Annotated in this window: 29 protein-coding genes and 1 tRNA gene; 8 read left to right on the top strand and 22 right to left on the bottom strand. The window is 69.6% G+C overall.

The window, feature by feature from the left end:
- Positions 1 to 5: 5 nt before the first annotated feature.
- The 4 genes from OG496_RS28255 (at position 6) to OG496_RS28240 (ending at position 6224) form a co-directional block, all read left to right on the top strand.
- A complete protein-coding gene (locus OG496_RS28255; RefSeq protein ID WP_405972881.1) occupies positions 6 to 1520 on the top strand; it encodes a glycosyltransferase in 1515 nt (504 codons plus the stop codon).
- A complete protein-coding gene (locus tag OG496_RS28250; RefSeq protein ID WP_405972880.1) occupies positions 1517 to 3772 on the top strand; it encodes a glycosyltransferase family 39 protein in 2256 nt (751 codons plus the stop codon). Before OG496_RS28255 ends, OG496_RS28250 begins: the two co-directional genes overlap by 4 nt.
- Positions 3773 to 3877: 105 nt before the next feature.
- Positions 3878 to 5356 (top strand): MFS transporter, encoded by a 1479-nt coding sequence (locus OG496_RS28245; RefSeq protein ID WP_405972879.1) that lies wholly within the window; start codon positions 3878 to 3880, stop codon positions 5354 to 5356.
- A gap of 94 nt (positions 5357 to 5450) precedes the next feature.
- The gene (locus OG496_RS28240) at positions 5451 to 6224 is read left to right on the top strand and encodes a TetR/AcrR family transcriptional regulator (protein ID WP_399394177.1); all 774 of its coding nucleotides are present in this window, start codon (positions 5451 to 5453) and stop codon (positions 6222 to 6224) included.
- A 52-nt stretch (positions 6225 to 6276) separates the two neighbouring features.
- On the opposite strand, the gene OG496_RS28235 is transcribed toward OG496_RS28240, so the two are convergent.
- From OG496_RS28235 to OG496_RS28220, 4 genes are all read right to left on the bottom strand, one after another.
- On the bottom strand, positions 6277 to 6738 hold the full coding sequence (locus OG496_RS28235; RefSeq protein WP_399394176.1) for a PPOX class F420-dependent oxidoreductase: 462 nt from the start codon (positions 6736 to 6738) through the stop codon (positions 6277 to 6279).
- A gap of 28 nt (positions 6739 to 6766) precedes the next feature.
- A complete protein-coding gene (locus OG496_RS28230; RefSeq protein ID WP_405972878.1) occupies positions 6767 to 7588 on the bottom strand; it encodes a YceI family protein in 822 nt (273 codons plus the stop codon).
- A gap of 94 nt (positions 7589 to 7682) precedes the next feature.
- A complete protein-coding gene (locus OG496_RS28225; RefSeq protein WP_405972877.1) occupies positions 7683 to 10217 on the bottom strand; it encodes an MFS transporter in 2535 nt (844 codons plus the stop codon).
- A 21-nt stretch (positions 10218 to 10238) separates the two neighbouring features.
- Complete coding sequence (locus OG496_RS28220; protein ID WP_366497800.1) at positions 10239 to 10784, bottom strand: MarR family transcriptional regulator; 546 nt, start codon at positions 10782 to 10784, stop codon at positions 10239 to 10241.
- A gap of 208 nt (positions 10785 to 10992) precedes the next feature.
- Between OG496_RS28220 and OG496_RS28215 the strand changes: the two genes are divergently transcribed.
- A complete protein-coding gene (locus tag OG496_RS28215) occupies positions 10993 to 11196 on the top strand; it encodes a hypothetical protein (RefSeq protein WP_033285555.1) in 204 nt (67 codons plus the stop codon).
- 41 nt (positions 11197 to 11237) lie between these two features.
- Here the strand turns inward: OG496_RS28215 and OG496_RS28210 are convergent, their stop codons facing one another.
- From OG496_RS28210 to OG496_RS28185, 6 genes are all read right to left on the bottom strand, one after another.
- A complete protein-coding gene (locus OG496_RS28210; protein ID WP_405972876.1) occupies positions 11238 to 11681 on the bottom strand; it encodes a GNAT family N-acetyltransferase in 444 nt (147 codons plus the stop codon).
- Positions 11682 to 11703: 22 nt separating this feature from the next.
- On the bottom strand, positions 11704 to 12366 hold the full coding sequence (locus OG496_RS28205; protein WP_405972875.1) for a hypothetical protein: 663 nt from the start codon (positions 12364 to 12366) through the stop codon (positions 11704 to 11706).
- Between the two features lie 56 nt (positions 12367 to 12422).
- Positions 12423 to 13313, bottom strand: a complete 891-nt coding sequence (locus OG496_RS28200) for an RNA polymerase sigma factor SigF (protein ID WP_266859067.1) — start codon at positions 13311 to 13313, stop codon at positions 12423 to 12425.
- Positions 13314 to 13624: 311 nt separating this feature from the next.
- Positions 13625 to 14473 (bottom strand): RNA polymerase sigma factor SigF, encoded by an 849-nt coding sequence (locus OG496_RS28195; protein ID WP_366497685.1) that lies wholly within the window; start codon positions 14471 to 14473, stop codon positions 13625 to 13627.
- Positions 14474 to 14636: 163 nt separating this feature from the next.
- Entirely contained in the window at positions 14637 to 14930 is a 294-nt protein-coding gene (locus OG496_RS28190) for a Dabb family protein (RefSeq protein WP_405972874.1), read from the bottom strand.
- A 24-nt stretch (positions 14931 to 14954) separates the two neighbouring features.
- Positions 14955 to 15131, bottom strand: coding sequence for a hypothetical protein (locus OG496_RS28185; protein WP_328681707.1), 177 nt, complete (start codon positions 15129 to 15131; stop codon positions 14955 to 14957).
- 376 nt (positions 15132 to 15507) lie between these two features.
- Between OG496_RS28185 and OG496_RS28180 the strand changes: the two genes are divergently transcribed.
- On the top strand, positions 15508 to 16080 hold the full coding sequence (locus OG496_RS28180; protein ID WP_405972873.1) for a Uma2 family endonuclease: 573 nt from the start codon (positions 15508 to 15510) through the stop codon (positions 16078 to 16080).
- Here OG496_RS28180 and OG496_RS28175 read toward each other — a convergent pair.
- The 5 genes from OG496_RS28175 to OG496_RS28155 all read right to left on the bottom strand — a co-directional run bounded on the left by OG496_RS28175 (position 15993) and on the right by OG496_RS28155 (position 18148).
- Positions 15993 to 16358 (bottom strand): TIGR02391 family protein, encoded by a 366-nt coding sequence (locus OG496_RS28175; protein ID WP_405972872.1) that lies wholly within the window; start codon positions 16356 to 16358, stop codon positions 15993 to 15995. The genes OG496_RS28180 and OG496_RS28175 overlap by 88 nt on opposite strands.
- A 159-nt stretch (positions 16359 to 16517) precedes the next feature.
- Positions 16518 to 16602 (bottom strand) — tRNA-Ser (locus tag OG496_RS28170).
- An 80-nt stretch (positions 16603 to 16682) separates the two neighbouring features.
- The gene (gene tadA / locus OG496_RS28165; protein ID WP_405972871.1) at positions 16683 to 17114 is read right to left on the bottom strand and encodes a tRNA adenosine(34) deaminase TadA; all 432 of its coding nucleotides are present in this window, start codon (positions 17112 to 17114) and stop codon (positions 16683 to 16685) included.
- A 56-nt stretch (positions 17115 to 17170) separates the two neighbouring features.
- Entirely contained in the window at positions 17171 to 17710 is a 540-nt protein-coding gene (locus OG496_RS28160) for a hypothetical protein (protein WP_405976722.1), read from the bottom strand.
- A 243-nt stretch (positions 17711 to 17953) separates the two neighbouring features.
- Positions 17954 to 18148 carry a hypothetical protein gene (locus tag OG496_RS28155; RefSeq protein ID WP_366497707.1) on the bottom strand — a complete coding sequence of 65 codons (195 nt, stop codon included), beginning with the start codon at positions 18146 to 18148 and terminating at the stop codon, positions 17954 to 17956.
- A gap of 96 nt (positions 18149 to 18244) precedes the next feature.
- On the opposite strand from OG496_RS28155, the gene upp reads away from it, so the two are divergent.
- Positions 18245 to 18880, top strand: a complete 636-nt coding sequence (upp, locus tag OG496_RS28150; RefSeq protein ID WP_366497708.1) for a uracil phosphoribosyltransferase — start codon at positions 18245 to 18247, stop codon at positions 18878 to 18880.
- A 111-nt stretch (positions 18881 to 18991) separates the two neighbouring features.
- Here the strand turns inward: upp and OG496_RS28145 are convergent, their stop codons facing one another.
- Together OG496_RS28145 and OG496_RS28140 are read right to left on the bottom strand one after the other, a co-directional pair.
- A complete protein-coding gene (locus OG496_RS28145; protein WP_366497802.1) occupies positions 18992 to 19624 on the bottom strand; it encodes a LytR C-terminal domain-containing protein in 633 nt (210 codons plus the stop codon).
- Positions 19625 to 19770: 146 nt separating this feature from the next.
- On the bottom strand, positions 19771 to 20067 hold the full coding sequence (locus OG496_RS28140; RefSeq protein ID WP_003999914.1) for a type II toxin-antitoxin system VapB family antitoxin: 297 nt from the start codon (positions 20065 to 20067) through the stop codon (positions 19771 to 19773).
- A gap of 105 nt (positions 20068 to 20172) precedes the next feature.
- Here OG496_RS28140 and OG496_RS28135 point away from each other — a divergent pair, with 105 nt between their 5' ends.
- The gene (locus OG496_RS28135) at positions 20173 to 21687 is read left to right on the top strand and encodes a helicase HerA-like domain-containing protein (protein ID WP_405972870.1); all 1515 of its coding nucleotides are present in this window, start codon (positions 20173 to 20175) and stop codon (positions 21685 to 21687) included.
- Positions 21688 to 21717: 30 nt separating this feature from the next.
- On the opposite strand, the gene OG496_RS28130 is transcribed toward OG496_RS28135, so the two are convergent.
- From OG496_RS28130 to OG496_RS28110, 5 genes are all read right to left on the bottom strand, one after another.
- The gene (locus OG496_RS28130) at positions 21718 to 21840 is read right to left on the bottom strand and encodes a hypothetical protein (RefSeq protein ID WP_405972869.1); all 123 of its coding nucleotides are present in this window, start codon (positions 21838 to 21840) and stop codon (positions 21718 to 21720) included.
- Positions 21841 to 21894: 54 nt separating this feature from the next.
- Complete coding sequence (locus OG496_RS28125) at positions 21895 to 22227, bottom strand: hypothetical protein (RefSeq protein WP_405972868.1); 333 nt, start codon at positions 22225 to 22227, stop codon at positions 21895 to 21897.
- Between the two features lie 78 nt (positions 22228 to 22305).
- Complete coding sequence (locus OG496_RS28120; protein WP_366497712.1) at positions 22306 to 22977, bottom strand: HdeD family acid-resistance protein; 672 nt, start codon at positions 22975 to 22977, stop codon at positions 22306 to 22308.
- 171 nt (positions 22978 to 23148) lie between these two features.
- Positions 23149 to 23754: an HhH-GPD-type base excision DNA repair protein gene (locus OG496_RS28115; protein ID WP_405972867.1), complete on the bottom strand. Its 606-nt coding sequence runs from the start codon at positions 23752 to 23754 to the stop codon at positions 23149 to 23151.
- Between the two features lie 24 nt (positions 23755 to 23778).
- Positions 23779 to 24492 (bottom strand): siderophore-interacting protein, encoded by a 714-nt coding sequence (locus OG496_RS28110; RefSeq protein ID WP_405976721.1) that lies wholly within the window; start codon positions 24490 to 24492, stop codon positions 23779 to 23781.
- Positions 24493 to 24535: the final 43 nt, after the last annotated feature.

The following is a 24535-nucleotide window of genomic DNA, read 5'->3' as shown; positions in this document are numbered from 1 at the left end:
GGTGCATGCGAACCGACTCTTCTCCCGGCACCCTGCCGGCGCGGGAGCACCTCCCGGCCGGAGACGCCGGTACGCCTGTCCTGGACGTAGTGATCCCCGTCTACAACGAGGAGAAGGACCTCCAGCCATGTGTGCTCAGACTGCACGAGCACCTCAAGCGCACGTTCCCGTACGCGTTCCGCATCACCATCGCGGACAACGCGTCGATCGACACCACCCCTCAGGTGGCCGCGCGGCTGGAGTCGGAGATCCCCGAGGTCAAATCGTTCCGGCTGGAGCAGAAGGGGCGCGGTCGAGCACTGCGCACCGTCTGGTCCGCCTCGGACGCCCCGATCCTCGCCTACATGGATGTGGATCTCTCCACCGACCTCAACGCGCTGCTCCCCCTGGTGGCGCCGCTGATCTCGGGTCACTCCGACCTGGCGATCGGTTCCCGGCTGGCCCGCTCGTCGCGTGTCGTGCGTGGCGCCAAGCGCGAGTTCATCAGCCGGACCTACAACCTGATCCTGCGCGGCTCGCTGCAGGCCCGCTTCTCCGACGCCCAGTGCGGATTCAAGGCGATCCGGCGTGATGTGGCCCAGGCGCTGCTGCCGCTCGTCGAGGACACCGGTTGGTTCTTCGACACCGAGATGCTGGTGCTGGCCGAGCGTGCCGGACTCCGTATCCACGAGGTGCCGGTCGACTGGGTCGACGACCCGAACTCGACCGTCCACATCGTCAGGACGGCGACCGAGGACCTGAAGGGAGTGTGGCGCGTGGGCAAGGCCCTGGCCTCCGGTTCGCTGCCGCTCGACCGCGTCACGCGGCCCTTCGGCGACGACCCCCGCGACCGCGACATCCAGGACGTGCCCAAGGGGCTGGCCCGCCAGCTCGTCGGGTTCTGCGTGGTCGGCGGTCTCTCCACCCTCTTCTACCTCGTCCTCTACAGCCTCTTCCGGCAGTTCGGCGGCTCACAGGTCGCCAACGCGCTCGCCCTGCTGGTCTCGGCGGTCGCCAACACCGCCGCGAACCGCCGGCTGACCTTCGGGGTCCGGGGCAAGGGCGGAGCCGTCCGCCACCAGGCGCAGGGCCTCGTCGTCTTCGCCATCGGCCTCGCGCTGACCAGTGGTTCGCTCGCCGCGCTGAACGCGGCCAGCAGCGACCCGGCGCACTCCACCGAACTCGCGGTCCTGGTGGCCGCCAACCTCGCCGCGACCGTGCTCCGCTTTCTGCTCTTCCGCGCCTGGGTGTTCCCGGACCGCGGCGACAGCGCCGAGGACTCGACGGTCGTAGCCCTCAACTCCCCTTCGTCGCCTACCTATTCGGCGGCGACGCAGCACCCGCAGAACCCGCAGTACCCCGGTTCGTACGCCGCCCCGCTGCCCCAGCGTCAGCCGCAGCCGCAGCAGAGTGCGTACGACACCGCCCCGAACACCACCCAGTTCCGCGCCGGTGAAGCCGCGGACGGCACCTGGAGGGACGCGACGATGCAGTTGCAGCCGGTGCGTCCCCACGACACCGATCCGAGGGACCCCCGATGACCACCGACACCGATCAGACGACCTACCCGGGAGGAGGCAGCCCCTCGTCCTGGGGGCCGCCTACCGGTGACAGCGACACCGGCAGAGATACGGCAGCGGGTGAGCCGGTCGTCGTGGAGTCGCACACGCCGGCCCCCGGCGCCGGTGAGCCGAAGCAGCCGCTCGGACGGCGGCTGTGGCGCGGCCGGCCCGAGGACCCGCGCTGGGCGCGCCCCGCGTTCTGGGGCATGCTGCTGGCGACGGCGCTGCTCTACCTCTACAACCTGAGCGCGTCCGGCTACTCCAACTCCTTCTACTCGGCGGCGGTTCAGGCCGGCAGCAAGAGCTGGAAGGCGTTCCTGTTCGGCTCGCTCGACGCGGGCAACGCGATCACCGTCGACAAGCCCTCGGCGTTCCTGTGGCCGATGGAGATCTCGGTCCGCATCTTCGGCCTCAACTCGTGGGCGATCCTGGTCCCCGAGGTCCTCATGGGCGTCGGCACGGTCGCGGTCGTCTACGCGGCGGTACGGCGTCGGCACAGCCCCCAGGCCGGTCTGATCGCGGGCGCCGTGCTGGCGCTCACCCCGGTCGCCGCGCTGATGTTCCGCTTCAACAACCCTGACGCCGCACTGGCGTTGCTCATGGCGGCCGCCTGCTACCTCGTCGTCCGGGCCCTGGAGGACGGCCGCACGAAGTGGCTGGTGTGGGCCGGAGTCGCGATCGGCTTCGCGTTCCTGTCGAAGACCCTGCAGGCCTTCCTGATCCTGCCGCCGCTGGCCATCGTCTACGCGGTCTGCGCACCGGTGAGCGTGAAGAAGAGGTTCGCCCAACTGGGCCTGGCCACCGGCGCGTTGGTCGTCGCGGCCGGCTGGTGGGTCGCGCTCGTCGAGCTGTGGCCGGCGTCCTCGCGCCCCTACATCGGCGGCTCGCAGAACAACAGCTTCCTTGAACTGACCTTCGGCTACAACGGGTTCGGCCGCCTCAGCGGCGACGAGACCGGCAGCGTCGGCGGCGGAGGCGGCGGCACCGGCACGGGCATGTGGGGCGCCACCGGCTGGAACCGCATGTTCAACGACGAGATCGGCAGCCAGATCTCCTGGCTGCTGCCCACCGCGCTGATCCTCCTCGTCGCGGGCCTGGTGGCCACGCGCAAGCTGGGCCGCACGTCGGTCAGGCGCAGTTCGATGCTCGTGTGGGGCGGCTCGCTGGTGACGACCCTGGTCGTCTTCAGCTACATGGCCGGCATCTTCCACCAGTACTACACGATCGCGCTCGCCCCCTACATGGCCGCCGTCATCGGCATCGGCGCCGGCTCCCTGTGGGAGAGGCGCGGCGAGATCTGGGCGTCAATCACCCTTGCCGCAGCGGTAGTTGCGGCCGGCGTCTGGGGCTACGTCCTCCTCAACCGCACCTCCGACTACCTGCCCTGGCTGAAGTGGCTGGTCCTCCTCGGCTCCCTGGCCGGTGCGCTCGGCCTGATCTTCGTGGCGAAGATCGGCCGCCAACTCGCCCTCGCGGCAGTCGGCTTGAGCATCGTGGCAGGCCTGGCGGGCCCGGCGGCGTACACGCTGTCGACGGTCAACTCGGCGCACACCGGCTCCATCCCGACGGCCGGTCCGGCCGGCGCCAGCATGATGGGTGGCGGCGGCGGTCCGGGCGGCGGTGGCGGCCGAGGCGGCTTCGGCGGCGGCAACCGCACCGGCGGCACGGGCACCATGCCCGGCCAGCAGGGCGGCGGCACCACCCAGAACCAGGGCGGCGGCTTCCCCGGCGGCGGCACGGGCACGATGCCCGGCGGAGGTACGGGCACCACGCCCGGTGGCGGCGGCACCACCCAGAACCAGGGTGGCGGCTTCGGCGGTCAGACCGGCGGCGACGGCGGCATGGGCGGCGGCGGTGGCGTCGGCGGCCTGCTCAACGGCGCGACGGTCACCTCGGCGGCCAAGAAGCTCCTCCAGACGGACGCGAGCAAGTACACCTGGGTCGCCGCGTCCATCGGCTCCCAGAACGCCGCGAGCTACCAACTCGCCACCGGAGACCCGGTGATGGCGATCGGCGGCTTCAACGGCACCGACCCGTCGCCGACGCTGGCCCAGTTCCAGAAGTACGTGGCGGACGGAAAGATCCACTACTTCATCTCGGGCGGCACCGGAATGGGCAGCAGCAGCACGGGCAGCTCCTCGCAGATCTCCTCGTGGGTCGAGAAGAACTACAAGAAGGTGACGGTCGGTTCGGCCACCTTCTACGACCTGACGCAGAAGACGAGCAGCTGACACTTCTCCACTGAGCAGGGGCGGTGACCACACGGTCACCGCCCCTCTTCGTGTCCGCCGTATCTCTGTTGTACGCCGTATAGGAACTGTTCTACGGTGTACAGCATGCCGACCTCCCCAGGCCCCCAAACCCTCCAGGGCCACCCCCAGCGCTGGATCGTCCTCGGAGTCATCTGCCTGGCCCAGCTCACCGTGCTGCTCGACAACACCGTCCTGAACGTCGCGATCCCCTCGCTCACCCGCGAACTGGGCGCCGGCACCGCCGACATCCAGTGGATGATCAACGCGTACTCGCTGGTGCAGTCCGGACTCCTCCTCACCGCGGGCAGCGCGGCCGACCGGTACGGCCGTAAGAAGATGCTGATCGCGGGTCTCGTGCTGTTCGGCGTGGGTTCGCTGGTCGCCGGACTCGCCCAGTCCACGGGGCAGTTGATCGCCGCGAGGGCCGGGATGGGGGTCGGCGGCGCGCTGCTCATCACGACCACGCTCGCCGTCGTGATGCAGATCTTCAGCCCCGAGGAACAGCCGCGGGCCATCGGCATCTGGGCCGCGGTCAACGCGCTCGGCTTCGCGACGGGCCCGCTCCTCGGCGGCTTCATGCTGAACCACTTCTGGTGGGGCGCGATCTTCCTGATCAACATCCCGGTCGCGGCACTCGCGCTGGTGGCTGCGGTGGTCCTGGTCCCCGAGTCGAAGAACCCGCGCGGCGACCGCCCCGACCTCCTCGGCGCCCTGCTCTCGACCGTCGGCATGGCCGCGCTGGTCTACGCGATCATCTCCGGCCCGGCGCACGGCTGGACGTCCGGGCGGGTGCTGCTCACCGGCGCGGTGGCGATCGCGGTGCTGACCGCCTTCGCGTACTGGGAGAACCGTGTCCCGTACCCGATGCTCGACCTGGACTTCTTCCGCGACCGCCGCTTCACGGGCGCGGTCACCGGGGTCGTCCTCATCACCTTCGGCATGGCCGGCTCCCTCTTCCTGCTCACCCAGCACCTCCAATTCGTCCTGGGCTACGGCCCGTTGGAGGCCGGTGTCCGTACGGCGCCGCTCGCCCTGGTGATCGTCGCGCTCAACTTCTCGGGGTTGGCGGCGAAGTGGACGAAGCGGCTTGGGGCGCCGGTTTCCATCGGGCTGGGGATGGTGTTGATGTCGGCGGGGCTGGTGTCGATCGCCTCGTTTGCCACCGGCGGGTATGCGGGGACGTTGGTGGGGCTGGTGCTGATCGGGGCGGGGGCGGCGATCGCCAATCCGGCGATGGCTCACGCGATCATGAGTGCGATTCCTCCGGAGAAGGCAGGGGTTGGTGCCGGGATCAACGGCACGTTGGGGGAGTTCGGGAACGGGTTGGGGGTCGCGGTGCTGGGGGCGGTGTTGAGTTCCCGGTTCGCTGCGGTGTCCCTGCCGGTGGGCTTGGCGGCGGCGTCTTCCGCTGAGGAGAGGCAGAAGGTGACCGATTCCTTCGCTGCGGGGCTGGAGGTCAGTCAGTTGGTGGGGGCGGTCGCTGTTTTGGCCGGGGGGTTGCTCGCTGCGGCGTTGTTGTGGCGGGCGGAGCGGGCAGACTCGGGGGTGGTGGTCGCCCAGTAGCTCGGGTGGCGGGGTGTGCGTTGCGGCTGGTCGCGCAGTTCCTCGCGCCCCTGATTACAGTGATCCGGAATTTGGATCTTGAGGAAGGTGCGTCATGGCCAAGACATCGTCGCCGTCGGGGCGTTCCGCGCGCACCAGTGTCTGGCTTGCGACGAAGACGCGCCGGAGCGGGCGCGGCGGCGGAGGCCAACCCGGCCTCGACCGCACCCGCATCACCGAAGTCACCGTACGACTGCTGGATGCCGAAGGGCTGGCCAAGTTCTCCATGCGGAGGCTCGCCGCCGAGCTGAACGTGACCGCGATGTCCGTCTACTGGTACGTGGACTCCAAGGACGACCTCCTCGAACTCGCCCTGGACGCCGCCTTCGGGGAGTTGGGCCTGCCCGACCCGGAGGCCGAGGGCGAGGACTGGCGGGACCAACTCCGCGCCCTGGCAACGGAGTACAGGGCCCTGCTGGTCCGACACCCCTGGCTGTCGCCGCTCGTCGGCTCCTACCTGAACATCGGGCCGAACTCGCTCGCGTTCTCCCGCGTGGTCCAGCGCGTCATCCGGCGCACGGGTCTGCCGGACCACGGGCTGACGGGGGCGATCGTGTCGGTCTTCCAGTTCGTGTACGGCTACGGCACGATCGAGGGCCATTTCTTCGCCCGGGTCGCCGACACGGGCATGACCGCCGACGACTACTTCCGCCACGCCATGACCACGGTGACCGAGGCCCCGACGGCCGCCGAGGTCCTGGAGGAGTCCAGGCAACTCATGGCGGCCCGGGGCGGCGACACGGTCGAGGAGATGATGGACCGGGACTTCACCTTCGCCCTTGACCTGCTGGTGGCGGGGATCGAGGCGATGGTCGAGCGGGAGAAATAGCCCGTCCGGGGGTACCCCCTCTGGGGGCTGTGCCCCCAGCACCACCTCGGCCCTAGGCGAGCCGCGCCGGAAAACCGCCGGTGGCGACCGGGCCCCACTTCTCAGGCGTGACCCGCACGATCGACTTCCCCTGCTTCACCATCGCCGCCCGGTACTCGTCCCAGTCCGGGTGTTCCCCGGAGATGTTCCGGAAGTACTCGACGAGCGGCTCCACGGACTCCGGCGAGTCGATGACCTCGGCGGTGCCGTCGATCTGGACCCACGGCCCGTTCCACTCGTCGCTCAGGATGATCAGGCTGACCCGCGGATCACGCTTGGCGTTGCGGGTCTTGGCGCGCTCGGGGTAGGTCGAGACGACGATCCGCCCCGAGTCGTCGACCCCGCAGGTCAGCGGCGAACCCTGCGGGCTGCCGTCCGCCCGCCGGGTCAGCAGGATGGCCCGGTGCCGGGGCCGTACGAAGTCCAGCAGCTCGTCCAGGGACACAGAGGTGTTGCTCGCGATGTTCGAAGCCATACGGCCAGCCTAGGCGTACCCCGCCCGCTCACGCCTGCGGCAGCGACTCCCCCTGCACCGCCTGGATGTCCAGCTCGACCCTGAGCGTCGTACCGATCGCGGCGATGCCCGCCTGGACGACCTGGTTGTAGTTCATCGCGAAGTCCTCGCGGTGCAGTTCCGTGGTCGCCCGGAACGCGGCGCGCGTGCCGCCCCAGGGGTCGGCTCCGGTGCCGAGGTAGGCGAGGTCGAGGGCGACCGGCCGTACGACACCGTGGAGGGTCAGCTCGCCGGAGACCGTCCAGCGGTCGGAACCGGCCGGGGTGAGGCCCGAGGAGCGGTAGGTGATCTCCGGGTAGCGGGCCACGTCCAGGAAGTCCGGGGAACGCAGGTGCTCGTCGCGCATGCCGTTGCCGGTGTCGATGGACTGGGCCCCGATGACCGCCTCCACACGGGACTTGGCGATGTCGTCGGGCGCGATCTCGACCGACGCGGTGAAGTCGGTGAACCGGCCGCGCACGCTGGAGATGCCCAGGTGCTGGGCGACCGCGCCGACCGTGGAGTGGGCGGGGTCGACCGTCCACGGCCCGGGCGGCGGCAGCTCCGTACCGCCCTGCCGCGCCAGCGTCACCGTGCCGACCTCGGCCCGCCCGCTCGCGGTGACGATCGCGGTGGCGGCGGCGGGCGCGTACCCGACGGCCGTCACGATCACCGTGTACGGCCCGGGGGTCATCGGATTCGGATCCCGTACGGCCCCCTCCGCGTCCGCCTCGGCCCGCAGCACCTGCGCCCCGGTCATGTCGGTCACCGTGACGACCGCGTGCGACACGGCCCATCCGTCGCGGGTACGGATCTTCGCGGTCAGTCCCATGTCCCTCTAACTCCTTGCCGTACAGCCGTACAAATGAGACCGGTCCGCGCAACACGCCTCCGCTCGGGACGCGTTGCGCGGACCGGGGTATCAACTACTCGCCGGGGTGGGCGAGTTCGATGTCGTGGCCGTCGGCTCCGCGGCCGTTCACCGTGAGGGCGGTCGCGACCGGCGGGTAGCCCGTCGCGATCACCGTGTACTCGCCGCCGCTCAGGTCGGTGAAGGCGTACGCCCCGTCCGAACCGGTGGTGGCGGTGCCGACCACGTTGCCCGCCGCGTCCACGAGGGTGACGCGGGCGTCGGCCAGCGGGCCGTGCGGGGCGCGGACGACGCCCTGGACCTGGGCGCCGGAGTCGAGGTCTATCTCGACCCGGGTGACGCCCGTGCCGCCGACCTCGACGGGCAGCGCGCGCGGCCGGTACCCGGCGGCGTTCACCGCGACGGTCACGGCTCCCGGCACCAGCTCGGCGAACGCGAACTCGCCCTGCTCACCGGTGATTCCGGTGGAGAGGAGGTCGCCGCGCACGTCCGTCACGATGACCATCGCGTCCTTGACGGGCAGCCCCGTCTCGGCCGCCCGGACGAGCCCGTTCAGACCGCTGGTGCCGCTGAGGAGGACGTCGTAGGAGACCGGCTCGTGGCCGTTGACGACGACCGTGGACGCCTGCGGCTGGAAGCCGTCGGCGGAGGCGATCAGGACGTACGAGCCGACGCTCGGCGCGGCCAGCGCGTAGGAGCCGTCCGCCTGCGTGACCGAGCGGCCCAGCTGGCGTCCCCCGAGGGAGATCAGGGTGACGGCGGCCTGCGGGACGGGCGCGCTCTCGGCGCCGCGGACGAAGCCGCTGAGGGGAGTTCCACTGGACACGGGGGCGGTCTCCTCCCTGGCCACCGTGGCTACGGCGGCGAGTTGCCGGGTGCCTTCGGGACCGGACTCGGTATTCGTCTCGGCGGCGGCCCAGCTCGGGGTCCGCTCCTCGACCGGCGCGGAAGCCTGTGCGGCGGCGGGGACCTCGGTCGCCGGAGCCTCCGCGGTGTCGTCCGCCGCCTGCGCCAGCGCGCCCTTGGTCCGCAACGGGACCTCCTTGATGAACAGCGTGACGAGGAAGGCGAGCAGTGCCAGGGCCGAGGCGATCAGGAAGACGTCCGCGATGCCGTGGCCGTACGCGCTCTCCATGACCGTGCGCAGCGGCGCGGGCAGCTTGTTCATGTCGGGGATCGAGTCACTGGAACTCGAACCGGAGGCCAGGGCGGCGTACTTGGGGTCGAGGCCGGCGATGCCATCCTTGGCGTAGTCGGTGATTCGGTGGGCCATGACGGCGCCCAGCGCGGAGACGCCGACCGCACCGCCGAGGGAACGGAAGAAGGTGACCGTGGAGCTGGCCGAACCGAGGTCGGCCGGGGCCACCTGGTTCTGCGTGGACAGCACCAGGTTCTGCATCATCATGCCGATGCCGAGACCCAGCAGAGCCATGAAGATGGCAGTCTTCCAATAGTCCGTGTCGTACCGGATGGTGCCCAGCAGACCCAGCCCCGCGGTCAGCAGCACACCGCCGCTGACCAGCCAGATCTTCCACTTACCCGTCCGGGTGATGAACTGGCCGGAGACGGTCGAGGAGATGAAGAGCCCGCTGATCATCGGGATCGTCATGACGCCCGACATGGTCGGGGACTTGTCCCGGGCCAGCTGGAAGTACTGGCTGAAGAAGACGGTGCCGGTGAACATCGCGACGCCCACGAACAACGAGGCGAGCGAGGACAGGGTGATGGTGCGGTTGCGGAACAGCCGCAGCGGGATGATCGGTTCGCTCGCCTTGGTCTCCACGAGGAGGAACAGCAGGCCGAGCACGATCGAGCCGCCGACCATCGCGTACGTCTGCCACGAGATCCAGTCGTACTTGTCACCGGCGAAGGTGACCCAGACCAGCAGCAGGGAGACGGCGGCGGAGATGAAGAACGCACCGCCCCAGTCGACCTTCACCTCGCGCTTGACGACGGGCAGGTGCAGGGTCTTCTGCAGCACGATCAGCGCGATGATCGCGAACGGCACACCGACGTAGAAGCACCAGCGCCAGCCGAGCCACGAGGTGTCGGTGATGACGCCGCCGAGCAGCGGGCCGCCGACGGTGGCGACGGCGAAGGTCGCACCGAGGTAGCCGGAGTAGCGCCCGCGCTCACGCGGGGAGATCATCGCGGCCATCACGATCTGCGCGAGGGCGGACAGACCGCCGACACCGACGCCCTGGACGACCCGGCAGGCGATGAGCATGCTGGGGTTCTGGGACAGACCGGCGGCGGCGGATCCCAGCACGTAGATGACGAGGGCTATCTGTACGAGCGCCTTCTTGCTGTACAGGTCGGAGAGCTTGCCCCACAGAGGCGTGGTCGCGGTCATGGCCAGCAGTGAGGCCGTGACGACCCAGGTGTAGGCGGACTGGCCGCCGCCCAGGTCGCCGATGATCTTGGGGAGTGCGTTGGTGACGATCGTCGACGACAGGATCGCGACGAACATTCCGAGCAGCAGCCCGGAGAGCGCCTCCATGATCTGCCGGTGCGTCATCGGAGCGCCGTCGGGGGACGGTCCTCCGTGCTTGGCGTGAGCCCGCACACCGGCTGGTGTGGTCGTTGCCATGGGCTTCCTTTTCTTCCGTGCTTATGCGGGTGTACGGGTGGTGTGTTCGAGTTCGTGGTGGGGGGAGTCGCTGGTGTGGGGGGTCTCGGCCACGACGGGAGGGTGCGTGGGAGGGCGTGTGGGCGGCGGCGGTGCGGTACGGCAGTCGCCGAAGCTCGCCCGCAGCCGGGCCATCAGCTCGATCAGCTGGCCGACCTCCTCGTCGCTCCAGTCGCTCAGCCGGTCGGCGAACAACTGGGCGGTCCGCCGGGACAGTTCGTCCACCTGGGTCCGGCCGCCGGGGGTGAGGCGCAGGATGCGGGAGCGCTTGTCGGCGGGGTCGGGGGACCGTTCGATCCAGCCCCGGTCGACGACGTGCGCGACATGGCGGCTGGTCACGGACATGTCGACGGAGAGCAGCTCGGCGAGTTTGCTCATGCGCATGTCGCCGTACCGGTCGAGCAGGGTCAGTACGGCCGCGGAGCCGCCGGGACAGTCGGACGGCATGATCCGCCCCAGCTCCCTGCGTACGGCGCCGAAGGCACTGAACTGACGCATCAGCTCCTCGTACTGCGTCCGCTCGGCCATCACACCTCCCATGCTCGTGCCGTGTTCGTTGCTTAGGGCAACCATAAGAGACTAAGAGAGGTTGGTTGCTACAGGCAAATAAAACGGGTAGGTGCGGCATAAAAAGTTGGCAAAGGCAAGCATTTCTGAACGTAAACCCGCAGGTGGGAAACCCTGTCCGAGGCCCCGCACTTGGGTGTCACCCGGGGATTCGCTAGTGTCTCGGCCCATGGCAAACACCCAGGGCCCCGAGGGCAACTACGACCCCGCCGGCAGCACCCAGATGTTCCGTGCCTTCGTCGACGAGACCCCACAGGGCGGCCGGCCCCAGGCCGCGCCCACGGCCTCGGCCGGACCCCGCGTCGGCCTGATCGTCGGCGTCGTCGTCGCCGTGCTGGTCGTGGCGGCGGTGGCCTACCTGGCCTTCATGTAACCCTTCACGCAATACCGACCGCTTTACCTGGACGCGGTGGTCTACCGCTCCGGCTCCAAGGGGAACCGGTAGACCGTCGACTCCCGGACCCGGAAGCCGAGCCGCTCGTACAGCCGGTTCGCCGCGGCGCGGTCCGGCCGCGAGGTCAGATCGACGGTCCGAGCCCCGGCCTCCCGGGCGATGCGCAGCGCTTCGTCGATCAGCAGCGCGGCGATCCCCCGCCCGCGGGCGGCGCTGTCGACGACGACGTCTTCGACGCGCCCTCGCAGCCCCGACGGCACGGGAGACATCACCAGCGTGAGAGTGCCGACGACGGTGCCTTCGGCTCGTGCGACCAGCACGGTGTTCGTCGCGCACGAGACCATCCGCTCGACGGCGGCCCGGTCCAGTGGCTCGGCCGTGGAGGACAGCTGCGGCAGCAACCGCCCGAACGCGTCCACGAGTTCACCGGTCGCCTCGCGCGCGATCTCCACCTGAACGTCCATGCCGCGGAGCCTATCCACCGCGCTACCGCCAGGTGACCGAGACATCCCGCGTCTCGATGTGCATCCCCAACGGCACGCGCCACGCGTCGACGCACACGGTCCAGGTGTGGTCCTCGCGCGCGTGGGCCGCGATCGGCACGGGAAGCGGCTCGGCCGACTCGATCGTCGCCCAGTCGATCCCGAGGGCCCCGATGATGTGCGTCCCGAACGTCACCGTGCCCGAACGCACCCCCGTACCGCCGGAGTTGCGGAAGCTCAGGGTCACGTCCTCGCACCAGCGCTCGTCCGTGGCCTTGCGCACGGGGTCGCCCCAGGCGAGGGCGGCGGGGGTGCCGGGGGCCGTCGTAGGAACGGCAGTTGGGGTCGGTGACGGTGAATGCGTGCTGCTACGGCCGGACTTGGCGCCCGTGGGTGAGGAGGCCGCCGGGTTGGGCGTGGTGGACCCCGGTGCCGGTGTGGTCCCTGTGCCCGAAGTCCCTCTCGCCGCAGGTGACTTCGGGCTGTCGAGCGGCACCAGGGTGACGCTTCCGGTCGGGCGTACCGCCGTAGCCGACGGGCGGGGCGGGCCGACCGCCACGTAGCCGTCGCCGGTGTCTCCGCACGCGGTCAGTGTCGCGCAGACGACGGCCGCCGACGCGCCCAACAGGGCGCCTCGGCGGCCAGCTGTCCATGTCGAACGGGGCATCGCGCCATGGTGGCTGACACTCCGTCAAATAGGAACCCTCGTGACCCTGTTGGGGGTCAGTCCGAGATCAGGCCCTCGCGGAGGGTCGAGAGGGTGCGGGTCAGCAGCCGGGAGACGTGCATCTGGGAGATGCCGACCTCCTCGCCGATCTGCGACTGGGTCATGTTGGCGAAGAAGCGCAGCATGATGATCCGGCGCTCGCGGGGCGGCAGTTTGGCGAGCAGCGGCTTGAGCGACTCGCGGTACTCCACGCCTTCCAGGGCCGTGTCCTCGTAGCCGAGACGGTCCGCCAGCGAGCCCTCGCCGCCGTCGTCCTCGGGGGCCGGGGAGTCGAGCGAGGAGGCCGTGTACGCGTTGCCGACCGCGAGGCCGTCGACGACGTCCTCCTCGGACACGCCCAGCACCGCGGCGAGTTCGGGGACGGTCGGCGACCGGTCCAGCTTCTGGGAGAGCTCGTCGCTGGCCTTCGTCAGGGCCAGCCGCAGCTCCTGCAGGCGCCGCGGGACGCGCACCGACCACGACGTGTCGCGGAAGAAGCGCTTGATCTCGCCCACGACGGTCGGCATCGCGAACGTCGGGAACTCCACCCCGCGTTCGCAGTCGAAGCGGTCGATCGCCTTGATCAGGCCGATCGTGCCGACCTGGACGATGTCCTCCATCGGCTCGTTGCGGGAGCGGAAACGCGCCGAGGCGTACCGCACGAGCGGGAGGTTGAGCTCGATGAGGGTGTCCCTGACGTAACCACGCTCGGGGCTGTTCTCGTCGAGTGCGGCGAGCCGCAGGAAGAGGGAGCGGGACAGGGTGCGGGTGTCGATGGCTCCCGTGGTCGGGAGGGCCGGGGCCGGTACGGCGGGTACGGCCTCAAGGACCGTAACGGCGTCGAGTGCGGGCTCAGCGTCGCTCTTGGTGAGCGTGAGCACCTTCGAGCTGCCCTGGTCTGCGGACATGCCACCCCCTTTGGGTCGCGGGACGGTCGCGGCGATCGCCCCCGTCTGGGGAGCGGTGCCTTCACCTGAATACCGGAGCCGGAGCCACGGCAAACGCGCTTCCCGCAGAATGTCACATGTCGGCAACACGCTGTAGTGACATGTCGACATGTCTGTGACGAATCAGCCCTGGAAACAGGGGGTCTGACGGCTTTTCAGCGCAGAACTGTCGGGAAAGGGTCGCATGAGCGATTCGTTCGTACCGGTGACAGCTCGCTCGGGCTTTCGGTTATGTCCGGGTACGGCTGCCGCAATGGCTCCCGCTGGGGCTTCTACGCCTCGATGCGGTTCGCGGAGCGCAGCCGCTGGAAGCTGCGCGCGAGGAGCCGGGAGACGTGCATCTGGGAGACGCCGAGCTCCGCGCTGATCTGCGACTGGGTGAGGTTGCTGTAGTAGCGCAGCAGCAGGATCCGCTGTTCCCGCTCGGGGAGTTGGACGAGGAGGTGGCGGACGAGGTCGCGGTGTTCCACGCCGTCCAGGGCCGGGTCCTCGTAGCCGAGCCGGTCGAGCAGGCCGGGCAGCCCGTCGCCCTCCTGGGCGGCCTCCAGGGAGGTCGCGTGGTACGAGCGGCCGGCCTCGATGCAGGACAGCACCTCGTCCTCGCCGATGCGCAGCCGCTCGGCGATCTCGCCGGTGGTGGGGGTGCGCCCGAAGGCGGTCGTCAGGTCCTCGGTCGCCGCGTTGACCTGCACCCACAACTCGTGCAGCCGGCGCGGGACATGGACCGTGCGGACGTTGTCACGGAAGTACCGCTTGATCTCGCCGATGACGGTCGGCATCGCGAACGTCGGGAACTGCACGCCCCGGTCCGGGTCGAAGCGGTCGATGGCGTTGATCAGACCGATCGTGCCGACCTGGACGACGTCCTCCATCGGCTCGTTGCGGGAGCGGAAGCGGGCGGCGGCGTAGCGCACGAGCGGGATGTTCGCCTCGATGAGCGCCCCACGCACCCGGTTGTGCTCCGGCGTACCCGGCTGGAGCCCCTTGAGCTGGCCGAAGAGCACCTGGGTGAGGGCCCGGGTGTCCGCGCCGCGGCTGCGCGGCGGAGCGGCTGCCACGGGGGGCTGTGCGGGCGCCTCGTCCTGGGGCGGCGCTGTACTGGCCGACACGGTCAACGCCACACCTCTTCAATAGGTCAACTCATCCGTCAAAAGCGGTCATAGCATCACAAGACATGTGCACTGTGTGCAAGCACCGCCTAATACCGTGTTATGCCGTGTTGAGCAACAAAAGCCCCTTGCCGTGAGGGCAAGGGGCTCTGCGGAAGGCTGTTCGGGGGTGCGCTCAGAACTCGTAGTCGGCGACGATCCACGTGGCGAACTCGCGCCACAGCACGACACCCGCCTGGTGCGCGGGGTGCTCGACGTACCGCTTCAGGGCGTCGGGGTCGTCGACCGCCGAGTTGATCGCGAAGTCGTAGGCGATGGGGCGGTCGCTGATGTTCCAGCCCAGCTCCCAGAAGCGCAGTTCCTCGATCAGGTCGCCGAGCCGGCGGAAGGCCTCGACGCCGGCCGCGACGCGCGGGTCGTCGCGCTCGACACCCTCGTTGAGCTTGAAGAGGACGAGGTGGCGGATCATCTGCGGCTCCCGGGTGGTGGTCGGCTACTGCGCCCCGTCGGCCAGCCAGGTCATGAAGTCGCCGATGGCCTTCGCGGCGTCCGATATGCCCTCGAAGCCTATCTGGACGTAGTCGGCCGCCTTGGACGGGTCCGTGATGATCACGTACAGCGCGAAGACCACGAGCAAGTAGACGACGATCTTCTTGGCGTTCACCGCCATCGCGGCCTCCCCTGTGACTCCGTGCCCGTGGGCCCCCTGTTGCCGGCGGTGAGTGTAACCTTCACGGCCCTTTTTTGGATCAATCAGGGATCAACCAGGGACCAACGGCCCGCAGGTGAAGGGGTGTTGACACCGGCACGCACGAACTGGAGATCGGACATACAGGGCGAGCCTGGATCAGTGCTGACGGACATCACTGGTCGAGGCCGGAGAAGCTTTGACACGCTGCGTGTCCGGAGGCTCCGCCCATGACGAGGCACTACATGCCGTTCGCCGAGGAGGGGCGTCAACTACGCTGAGGCCAGGTACATGGCCCGTGTCCGTGATCCGGGATCAAGGCCCCTGATCGCTCCTTACGCAGCGCTTGGAGGAAGCCGTGACCGCCGAACTCCCCGACTGGATGATCCCGCCCAGGCCCAGCGGCTGGGAAGCCGATGACCTCGATCACCTCCCCCAAGCGCCGCGGCACACCGAACTGATCGACGGAGCCCTGATCTTCATGATGTCGCCACAGCGGTCCTGGCACTCCCGGCTCGTGGAGAACATGACGTTCGCTCTACGTCAGGCGGCTCCTGCGGGGTTCGAGGTCGAGCGGGAGATGACCGTCCGTCTTGACAACAAGAGTCGTCCCGAGCCCGACATCCTGGTCACCACCGCCGCGTATGAACCCGACCGCACCTGGTACGCACCCGACGACGTCACTCTCGTCATCGAAGTCGTCTCGGAGGAATCAGCCGACCGGGACCGATCCCTGAAGCCCTTCAAGTACGCCCAGGCCAAGATCGCCCACTTCTGGCGCATCGAGGACGAGGTTGGAACGCCCGCCGTCCACACCTACGAACTCGACCTCATGACCAGTACCTACGTACCCACCGGCATCCACCGAAACCGCCTGAAGATCTCCGCCCCGTTCGACCTCGACATCGGCCTCACCGGCCTCGTGCCCTGACGGGAGCACCGGAGGCGAGCCGGGCGATGAGACAGGCCGGACCAGCATGGTGGATGCCGTCCGGAACGGACGTTGGTCAGGTCGCCGGCGTCCGACAGGTCTCGTCTGCCGAGCTTGGTCTGAAGGCGGGCGTTGACTGACGTCGCAGTTGCGAGGACGGCAGCTCGACAGTGCTGGGATTCCCAGAAGTTGCGAGCAGCATCCCCGACCCACGGGTGGAACCGGTCTGCCGGCAGAGACGATGAGTCGGGCACCAAGCGTCTGGCCCACTCATCCATGTCCGTAACGACGCCCGGCCCTCGTCGCGATCCACGTATGGAGCGTAGAGGGGGAGGCGAGTGTGCCACTCGATTTTGGTGAACCCGGTGGTTCGCTGAGACGGGAAGTGAGAAGGAGCAGCACGAAGGGCCCCGTCTCTCGACGGGGCCCTTCAGAAGCGGTAGCGGAGGGATTTGAACCCTCGGTGACTTGCGCCACACTCGCTTTCGAGGCGAGCTCCTTCGGCCGCTCGGACACGCTACCGAGAGAGACCTTACAACAAGGTGGGGCGTGGTTTGAAATCGGTAATCGGAGGCCCGAGACGGGGGCTGCCACCGGTCCGGCTACCGGTCCCGGAAGAACTCCGTGAGCAGGTGCGCGCACTCGTCCGCGAGGACGCCTCCGATCACCTCGGGGCGGTGGTTGAGCCGCCGGTCGCGTACGACGTCGAAGAGCGAGCCGGCCGCGCCCGCCTTCTCGTCGCGGGCGCCATAGACGACCCGGTCCACCCGGGACTGCACCAGCGCGCCCGCGCACATCGTGCAGGGTTCGAGGGTGACGACGAGTGTGCAGCCGGACAGCCGCCACTCACCGAGGTGGGCGGCGGCTCGCCGGATCGCGAGGACCTCGGCGTGCGCCGTCGGATCGCCGGTGGCCTCGCGTTCGTTGTGCCCGGTGGCGAGCACGGTCGTACCGTCCGGGGACAGCACGACCGCGCCGACCGGGACGTCGCCGCCCCGGTCGGCCTGTCCGGCCTCGTCGAGGGCGAGCCGCATCGCGGGCCGCCAGCGGTCGCGTACCGGGTCCGGAGTCCCTTCTGTGCGTGCTGTGGTCAGCGGACGGTCTCCAGGACCTCCGAGGCCCCCAGGGCCTCGGCGATGGAGTTCAGCGCGTCGTCCGCGTCGAGGAGCAGCAGCTCCTTCTCGCCGACGCCCAGGTCGTCCAGGATCTGGCGGTCACCGACCGGGCTGTGCGGAACGGCCTCGGCCGAGGAGGTGCCGTCCTCGTCGTCGTCCTCCTCCTCGGTGTCACCGTCCTCGGTGCCGTCGAGGTCGAGGGAGTCCAGGTCGACGACATCGTCGTCGTCCGGATCCCGTCCGAGCAGCTCGTCGGTGAGCAGGATCTCGCCGTACGAGCTGCGTGCGGCGGCAGCTGCGTCCGAGACGTAGATCCGAGGGTCGTCCTCGCCGTCGATGCGGACGACGCCGAACCAGGCGTCCTCCTGCTCGATGAGCACCAGCACCGTGTCGTCCTCGGGCGAGGCTTCACGGGCCAGTTCGGCCAGATCCGACAGGCTCTCGACATCGTCGAGCTCTGTGTCGCTCGCTTCCCACCCGTCTTCGGTGCGCGCGAGCAGTGCGGCGAAGTACACCGTGACTCTCCCACTGGTCATAGGTGTGCCGGTTGGGGGTCCCCCCGGCGGAGGTTGCGGGCGGGGAGAGCTCGTGCTCCGAGCCCCACCCACTCGGAATCGTGGCAGAAACCAGGCGTTCAGGGGACGTCTTCGGCTCCCTGTGTCCGCCCGTTTTGATCGACCACCAGCGGGATCGTACGCGGCGATCGCCTTACGCACGCACCCGGTTGGCCTTACAAAGTGCTGTGAGACAGGCCTCAACTACCAGCGGAACGTGCGCATACGCATGGCGTGGCGCAGCCGGGCGGCCTTGGCGCGCCGCGGCTGGACCCGGTCGCGCAGCTCGCGCGCCTCGGTCAGCTCGCGCAGGAACCGGGCCCGGCGCCGCCTGCGCTCGGCCTCGCTCTCCCGGCTGTCGTGCTGTGACGGGTCCTCGTGGGACTCACGCTCAGGCATCGGCTCACCACCCCGGTCCGTCCCTCCCACTTTCCCCCGGACGGGCGGTTTGACGCCAGCGCGAGCAGGCACGGAGCGGCGGCTACTGTTGTGGACATGCGTCTCCACGTCGTCGACCACCCCCTGGTCGCCCACAAGCTCACCACGCTGCGCGACCGGCGCACCGATTCCGCGACCTTCCGCCGCCTCGCCGACGAGCTGGTCACCCTGCTCGCCTACGAGGCCACGCGCGACGTGCGCACCGAACAGGTCGACATCACGACCCCGGTCGCCTCGACCACCGGCGTCAAGCTGTCCTACCCGCGCCCGCTGGTCGTGCCGATCCTGCGGGCCGGCCTCGGCATGCTGGACGGCATGGTCCGGCTGCTGCCCTCCGCCGAGGTGGGCTTCATGGGCATGGTGCGCGACGAGGAGACCCTCCAGGCCTCCACGTACGCCACGCGCATGCCGGAGGACCTCTCGGGCCGCCAGGTGTACGTCCTGGACCCGATGCTGGCCACCGGCGGCACCCTGGTCGCCGCGATCCGCGAGCTGATCAAGCGCGGCGCCGACGACGTGACCGCCGTGGTGCTGCTCGCCGCCCCCGAGGGCGTCGAGGTCATGGAACGCGAGCTCGCGGGCACCCCGGTGACCGTCGTGACGGCCTCGGTCGACGAGCGCCTGAACGAGCACGGCTACATCGTCCCGGGCCTCGGCGACGCGGGCGACCGCCTGTACGGCGCGGCCGAGTAGGACTCCGTCAACACCCGATTCCCGTACGGCTCTTACCTGCCGTACGGGAATCGGGTGTTGTCGTACGCAGCCCTCGTACGGCTGCTCTCGTACGGCTCTGTTCTCGTACGGCTACGAGCACGCCTTCGGTGACGCACTGGCCGTCGGCTCGGGTCCGGACAGGGCGGCCAGGGCCTTGTCGGCGGCCGCCTTCGCCGTGAGGTTCTTGAAGGCCGTGCCGATGACGAGGTCGACCGCGGTGCCCTTGCGGGTGGCCTCGGTGCGGCGCTCGGCGCCGGTGAGCTGGGTGGCGAGGACGGGCAGCGAGGTGTCGAGGGCGGACGCGGGACCGAGCAGGACGCCGGTGCCCTTGACCTTCTTGTCCCACTGCGCGGACGCGTTGCCCACGTCACCGATCTTGAAGCCGCGCTTCTTGAGTTCGTCGGCGGTCGACTTGGCGAGGCCGCTGCGGGGCGTGGCGTTGTAGACGTTCACGGTGATCTGGGCGGGCTTCGGTACGGCTGAGCCGGTGCTCGTGCCCGTGCTCGCCGAGGGGCTCGCCTTGGTCGCGCAGTCGGCCTTGGGACCGGCCGCCGCGGCCTGCTTGCCGCCACCGGTGAAGACGTCGATGAGCTGCAACGTGCCCCACCCGCCCACACCCAGTACGGCGACGGACGCGACCACCATGAGGACGAGCCTCCCGCGGCGCCGCGGACGGCGCATACGCGGGTATTTGTCCCCCGTGATCCGGTACTGGCCGCCCATGCCTGGGGGAGTCAGCATGCTCATGAGCGCAGCGTAGTGCGCCCGGGCGGCGATGCCTACTAGATGATCATTCGACAGCGCCGAGACCAACCCGAAAGGGTCAACGCCGAACGGGTCCGGTGCTGGGGCGATCCGCCGGACAGGCCCTAGTCCAGCTCAAGCACGCGCGCGTGGAGCACCTGGCGCTGTTGCAGCGCGGCGCGGACCGCGCGGTGCAGGCCGTCCTCCAGGTACAGGTCGCCCTGCCACTTCACGACGTGCGCGAAGAGGTCGCCGTAGAAGGTCGAGTCCTCGGCGAGGAGCGTTTCCAGGTCGAGCTGGCCCTTGGTCGTCACGAGTTGATCGAGGCGGACCGGGCGCGGCGCGACATCCGCCCACTGCCGGGTGCTCTCCCGGCCGTGGTCGGGGTACGGCCGGCCGTTTCCGATGCGCTTGAAGATCACACGGAAAGCCTACCGGTCATGACGTTCCGGGCGCAGCCATGGAGACGGAGTGCGACGCTGGAAAAGATGCCGTAAAGCCGGGCAAAACGGGAACAGAGGCCTGATATGAGTGACAGCGAGACGATCGCCGCCGGGTACGCCTTCACAGGACCTGCACTCGACCTGGGGGCCCTGCTGTGGGACGGGGCCTGTCTGCCCGACGCACAGATCCGCATCCCCCTCCCGATGCTCAACCGCCACGGCCTGGTCGCGGGCGCCACCGGCACCGGCAAGACCAAGACCCTCCAGCTCATCGCCGAGCAGCTCTCGGCGCAGGGCGTGCCTGTGTTCCTGGCGGATGTGAAGGGCGATGTGTCGGGCATCTCGGCGCCCGGCGTCACGAACGACAAGGTCGCGGGGCGGGCGGCCGAGGTGAAGCAGCAGTGGACGGCGACCGGCTTCCCGGCGGAGTTCTACGCCCTCGGAGGCATCGGCCACGGCATCCCGGTGCGGGCCACGATCACCGGCTTCGGCCCGGTGCTGCTCTCCAAGGTCCTCCAGCTCAACCAGACCCAGGAGCAGTCCCTCGGCCTGATCTTCCACTACGCCGACACCAAGGGCCTGGAGCTGATCGACCTCAAGGACCTGCGGGCCGTCGTCACCTTCCTGACCTCGGACGAGGGCAGGACGGAACTGAAGAACATCGGCGGCCTGTCCACCGCCACGGCCGGCGTGATCCTGCGCTCCCTCACCGCCTTCGAGGCGCAGGGCATGGCCGACTTCTTCGGTGAGCCCGACTTCGACACGAGCGAGCTGCTGCGTACGGCGTCGGACGGCCGCGGCATGGTCTCCGTCCTCGAACTCCCCGCCGTACAGGACAAACCACAGCTCTTCTCGACCTTCCTGATGTGGATGCTGGCCGACCTCTTCCACGACCTCCCGGAGGTCGGAGACGCCGAAAAGCCGAAGCTCGTCTTCTTCTTCGACGAGGCGCATCTGCTCTTCAACGACGCCTCGAAGGCGTTCCTGGACTCCATCACGCAGACCGTCCGCCTCATTCGCTCGAAAGGGGTCGGCGTCTTCTTCGTGACCCAGACCCCGAAGGACGTACCCGGCGACGTCCTCGCCCAGCTGGGCAACCGCGTCCAGCACGCGCTGCGCGCCTTCACCCCCGACGACCAGAAGGCCCTGAAAGCGACGGTGAAGACCTTCCCGAACTCCTCCTACGACCTGGAGGAGATCCTCACGGGCCTCGGCACCGGCGAAGCGGTCGTCACCGTCCTGAGCGAGAACGGCGCCCCGACGCCGGTAGCCGTGACCCGCCTCCGCGCCCCCGAGTCCCTGATGGGCCCGATCGACGCGGCGACCCTCGACGCGGCGGTCAAGTCCTCGTCCCTCTACGGCCGTTACGCACAGGCTGTGGACCGGGAGTCGGCGTACGAGAAGCTGACGACGGCGGAGCCGCAGCCGCAGGAGACACCGAAGGCGGCAGCGAAGAAGTCTCCACCCAAGGAGGACGAGTCGATGGTCCAACAGGTCGTCGGCAGCGGCATGTTCAAGTCCCTGGCGCGTTCCGTCGGCACCCAGATCGGCCGCGAGATCACCCGCTCCCTCTTCGGCACGGCCCGGCGGAAGCGCTAGCCCCCGCCGGGCAGTTCTGCCTACGGCAGGTCAGCGCGCCCGTTCCTCCGGGGGCCGCTGCGGCTCGGGTCGGCGGACTTCCGGCTTGGGCGCGTTGCGGGCAGCCTCCGCGCGCAACAGGGCGCGCAGGACCGCGTACGGGTCGATGGGCATGGCTGTGTTCCTAGCGTCGCGGTGACGGGTTGACCTCGGGGGACGGTCGGTCCGTCAGCAGCGCAGGACCACGGTGCGCAGAGCGCGGAGGGTGTACGGCGACCAGGGCGGCGCGGGGAAGGAGCGCACCCGGGGCGCCTGGGACGCCGGGCCGGGCGCGGGCCGCAGGGGCATGGTGGGCCGGCGGACGGTGAGCGGGACGGGCCGTAGGGCAGCGGCCGTGTCGAGGACGTCGTACTCGACGGTCGTCTCGGCGGACGAGGCGACGGATGTCGCGCGCACCTCGGCGTGCGTGCCGGGCACCAGCAGGGCGAGCAGCAGCACGAGCGCCCGCAGCCAGGCGCGGCTGCGGGGGAGGCTTCGTGCGGGGCGCACCCTCGTGCTCATGGAAGGTCATCTCCCAGCGGCCGTACGGCGTTCATCGCGGCGGGCGCGTAAACCGCCCGCACGGCCTACCAACGACGCTCACAGGGCCTGGGGCACCTGCTTGGCGTGGCTCCTCATCCGGACGGCGGTGACGATCTCGACGACGCCGACCGCGACCAGCCAGATGCCGCAGACGAGGGTGAGGACGGCGACCGAGCGGAAGGGGGAGTCGATCAGCACGATGCCCGCGATGAAGGTGACGATCCCGAGGAAGATCTGCCAGCCGCGCGCGGGCATCGTCTGGTCGTGGATGGCGGCCAGGGTCTGCGTGATGCCCCGGATCAGCCAGCCGATGCCGATCCACAGGGCGAGCAGCAGGATCGACTGCATCGGCCCGCGGAAGCAGAACAGGCCCAGCACGAGCGACAGCGCGCCGCTGATGAACGCCAGTACGCGCAGCGAGGTCGCCCGGTGCGTGCCGAAGGCGGCGACCAGCTGGAAGACACCGCTGATCACCAGGTAGACGCCGAAGAGGATCCCGGCCGCGAAGAGGGACGCGCCGGGCCACACGAGGACCAGCACGCCGAGGATGAGGGAAGCGACGCCGGTGAGCAGGACGACCTGCCAGGCGGCTTTGGAGAGGGCGAAGAGGGGCCCTTCGAATTCCGGCTCGTCATGCGGGGGCCGCGGCGCGCCCGGGACACGGGTGTCGTGGGCGCGGCGGTCGTCGAACTCCGGGCCCCAGGAGGGGCCGCTCGGTGCCTCGGTCATGGTCCATGTTTTGACCGGGCGTGGACGGGCCGCCACCGGGGCGGGCCACCTGGCTGACGGGGGCGGCGGGCCGGCCGGCGGATGCCGGCACGGTTACCAGGCGTTGGTTGGGTGGTGGGGGGCGTGCCGAGTGCGGGTTGGTGGGCGGTTGCCGGGTGGATGCCGGCGCGGTTACTTGCCGCCGGAGGCCTTGGTCGCCTTCGCCGCCTTGGCCGCGGCCTTCATCTCCTGCTTGTGGGCGCGGACCTTGGCCAGCGACTCGGGCCCGGTGATGTCGGCGACGGAACGGTAGGACTTCGCCTCGCCGTACGCCCCGGCAGCCTCCCTCCACCCCTTCGGCGTGACCCCGAGCTGCTTGCCGAGCAGGGCGAGGAAGATCTGCGCCTTCTGCTTCCCGAACCCGGGCAGCTCCTCAAGCCGCTTGAGCAGCTCGGCTCCTGTGCCGACGCCCTCCCAGACACCGCTCGCGTCCCCGTCGTAGTGCTCGACGAGGTACTGGCAGAGTTGCTGGATCCGCTTGGCCATGGAGCCCGGGTAACGATGCACGGCAGGCTTCTCGGAGAGCAGCGCCGCGAAGACCTCGGGGTCCTGTGCCGCGATCTCCTGCGCGTCCAGATCAGCGGCCCCGAGCCGGTCGGCGATCGTCCGCGGCCCCTTGAACGCCCACTCCATCGGCACCTGCTGATCGAGCAGCATCCCCACCAGCGCGGCGAGCGGGGAACGGCCGAGGAGTTCGTCGGCGGCGGGGTCCTGGGCGAGGTGAAGGGTTGCGTCCATGGGTCGATGATGGCGCGTACGGGTTCAGCTCGCCCGCCAGTACCCCAACGCGTGCACCCGCTCCCGCCGCACCCCCAGCTCCTTGCGGACGTACGACGACAGCCCCCGGGTCGTAGCCGTGTCGCAGGTGATCCAGACGTACGGATCGGCGCTGTCCTTCAGGAGGTCGGGGAGTTCCGCGCGTACCCGGTCGGTCAGTTGGCCTCGGGGGTGGTGGCGGACCTCGTGGAGGGACGGGTCGGTGCGGAAGGGGAGGCTGTCGGAGTCGCCCTCGAACCAGATCGTCGCCGGGACCTTTGAACCGACCGTGCTCAGAAGGGAGTTGATGGCGGGGAGGGACGCGGGGTCGCCGATCGCGAAGAGGTGGGAGGGGGCGGGGTCGGGGGTCTCGAAGCCCGTGCCCTGGACCGTCGCCTCGATGGTGTCGCCGGGCTTCGCGGTCCGTGCCCAGTCGCTCGCGCACCCCTCGTGCAGGGCGAATTCGAGGCCGAACGTGCCGGCCGCCGGGTCGGGGTCGACCAGGGTGTACGCCCGCTGGTGGGGCTTGCCCGCGTTGTCGAACCAGAGGCGGACCCACATCGTCGGGTGGACGTCGGTCGCCGCGAGCATGCCGCCGTCGGTGAGGCGGAGGCGGCGGTAGCGCGGGGTGACGTCCTCGGCCCGTGTCACCGTGAACTCGAAGTCCTTCGCGCGCAGCAGCCGGAGAACCGCGCCCTCCCAACCGCGCCCCTGCACCATCGCCTCTTCACCCTTCGCGTACGCTTTCCCCATCAGTAACTTA

This window comes from Streptomyces sp. NBC_00988, from assembly GCF_045162645.1.
Lineage (GTDB): Bacteria > Actinomycetota > Actinomycetes > Streptomycetales > Streptomycetaceae > Streptomyces.
Note: the sequence above shows the minus strand (reverse complement) of the source record. Positions and strands in the feature narration are given on the sequence as shown.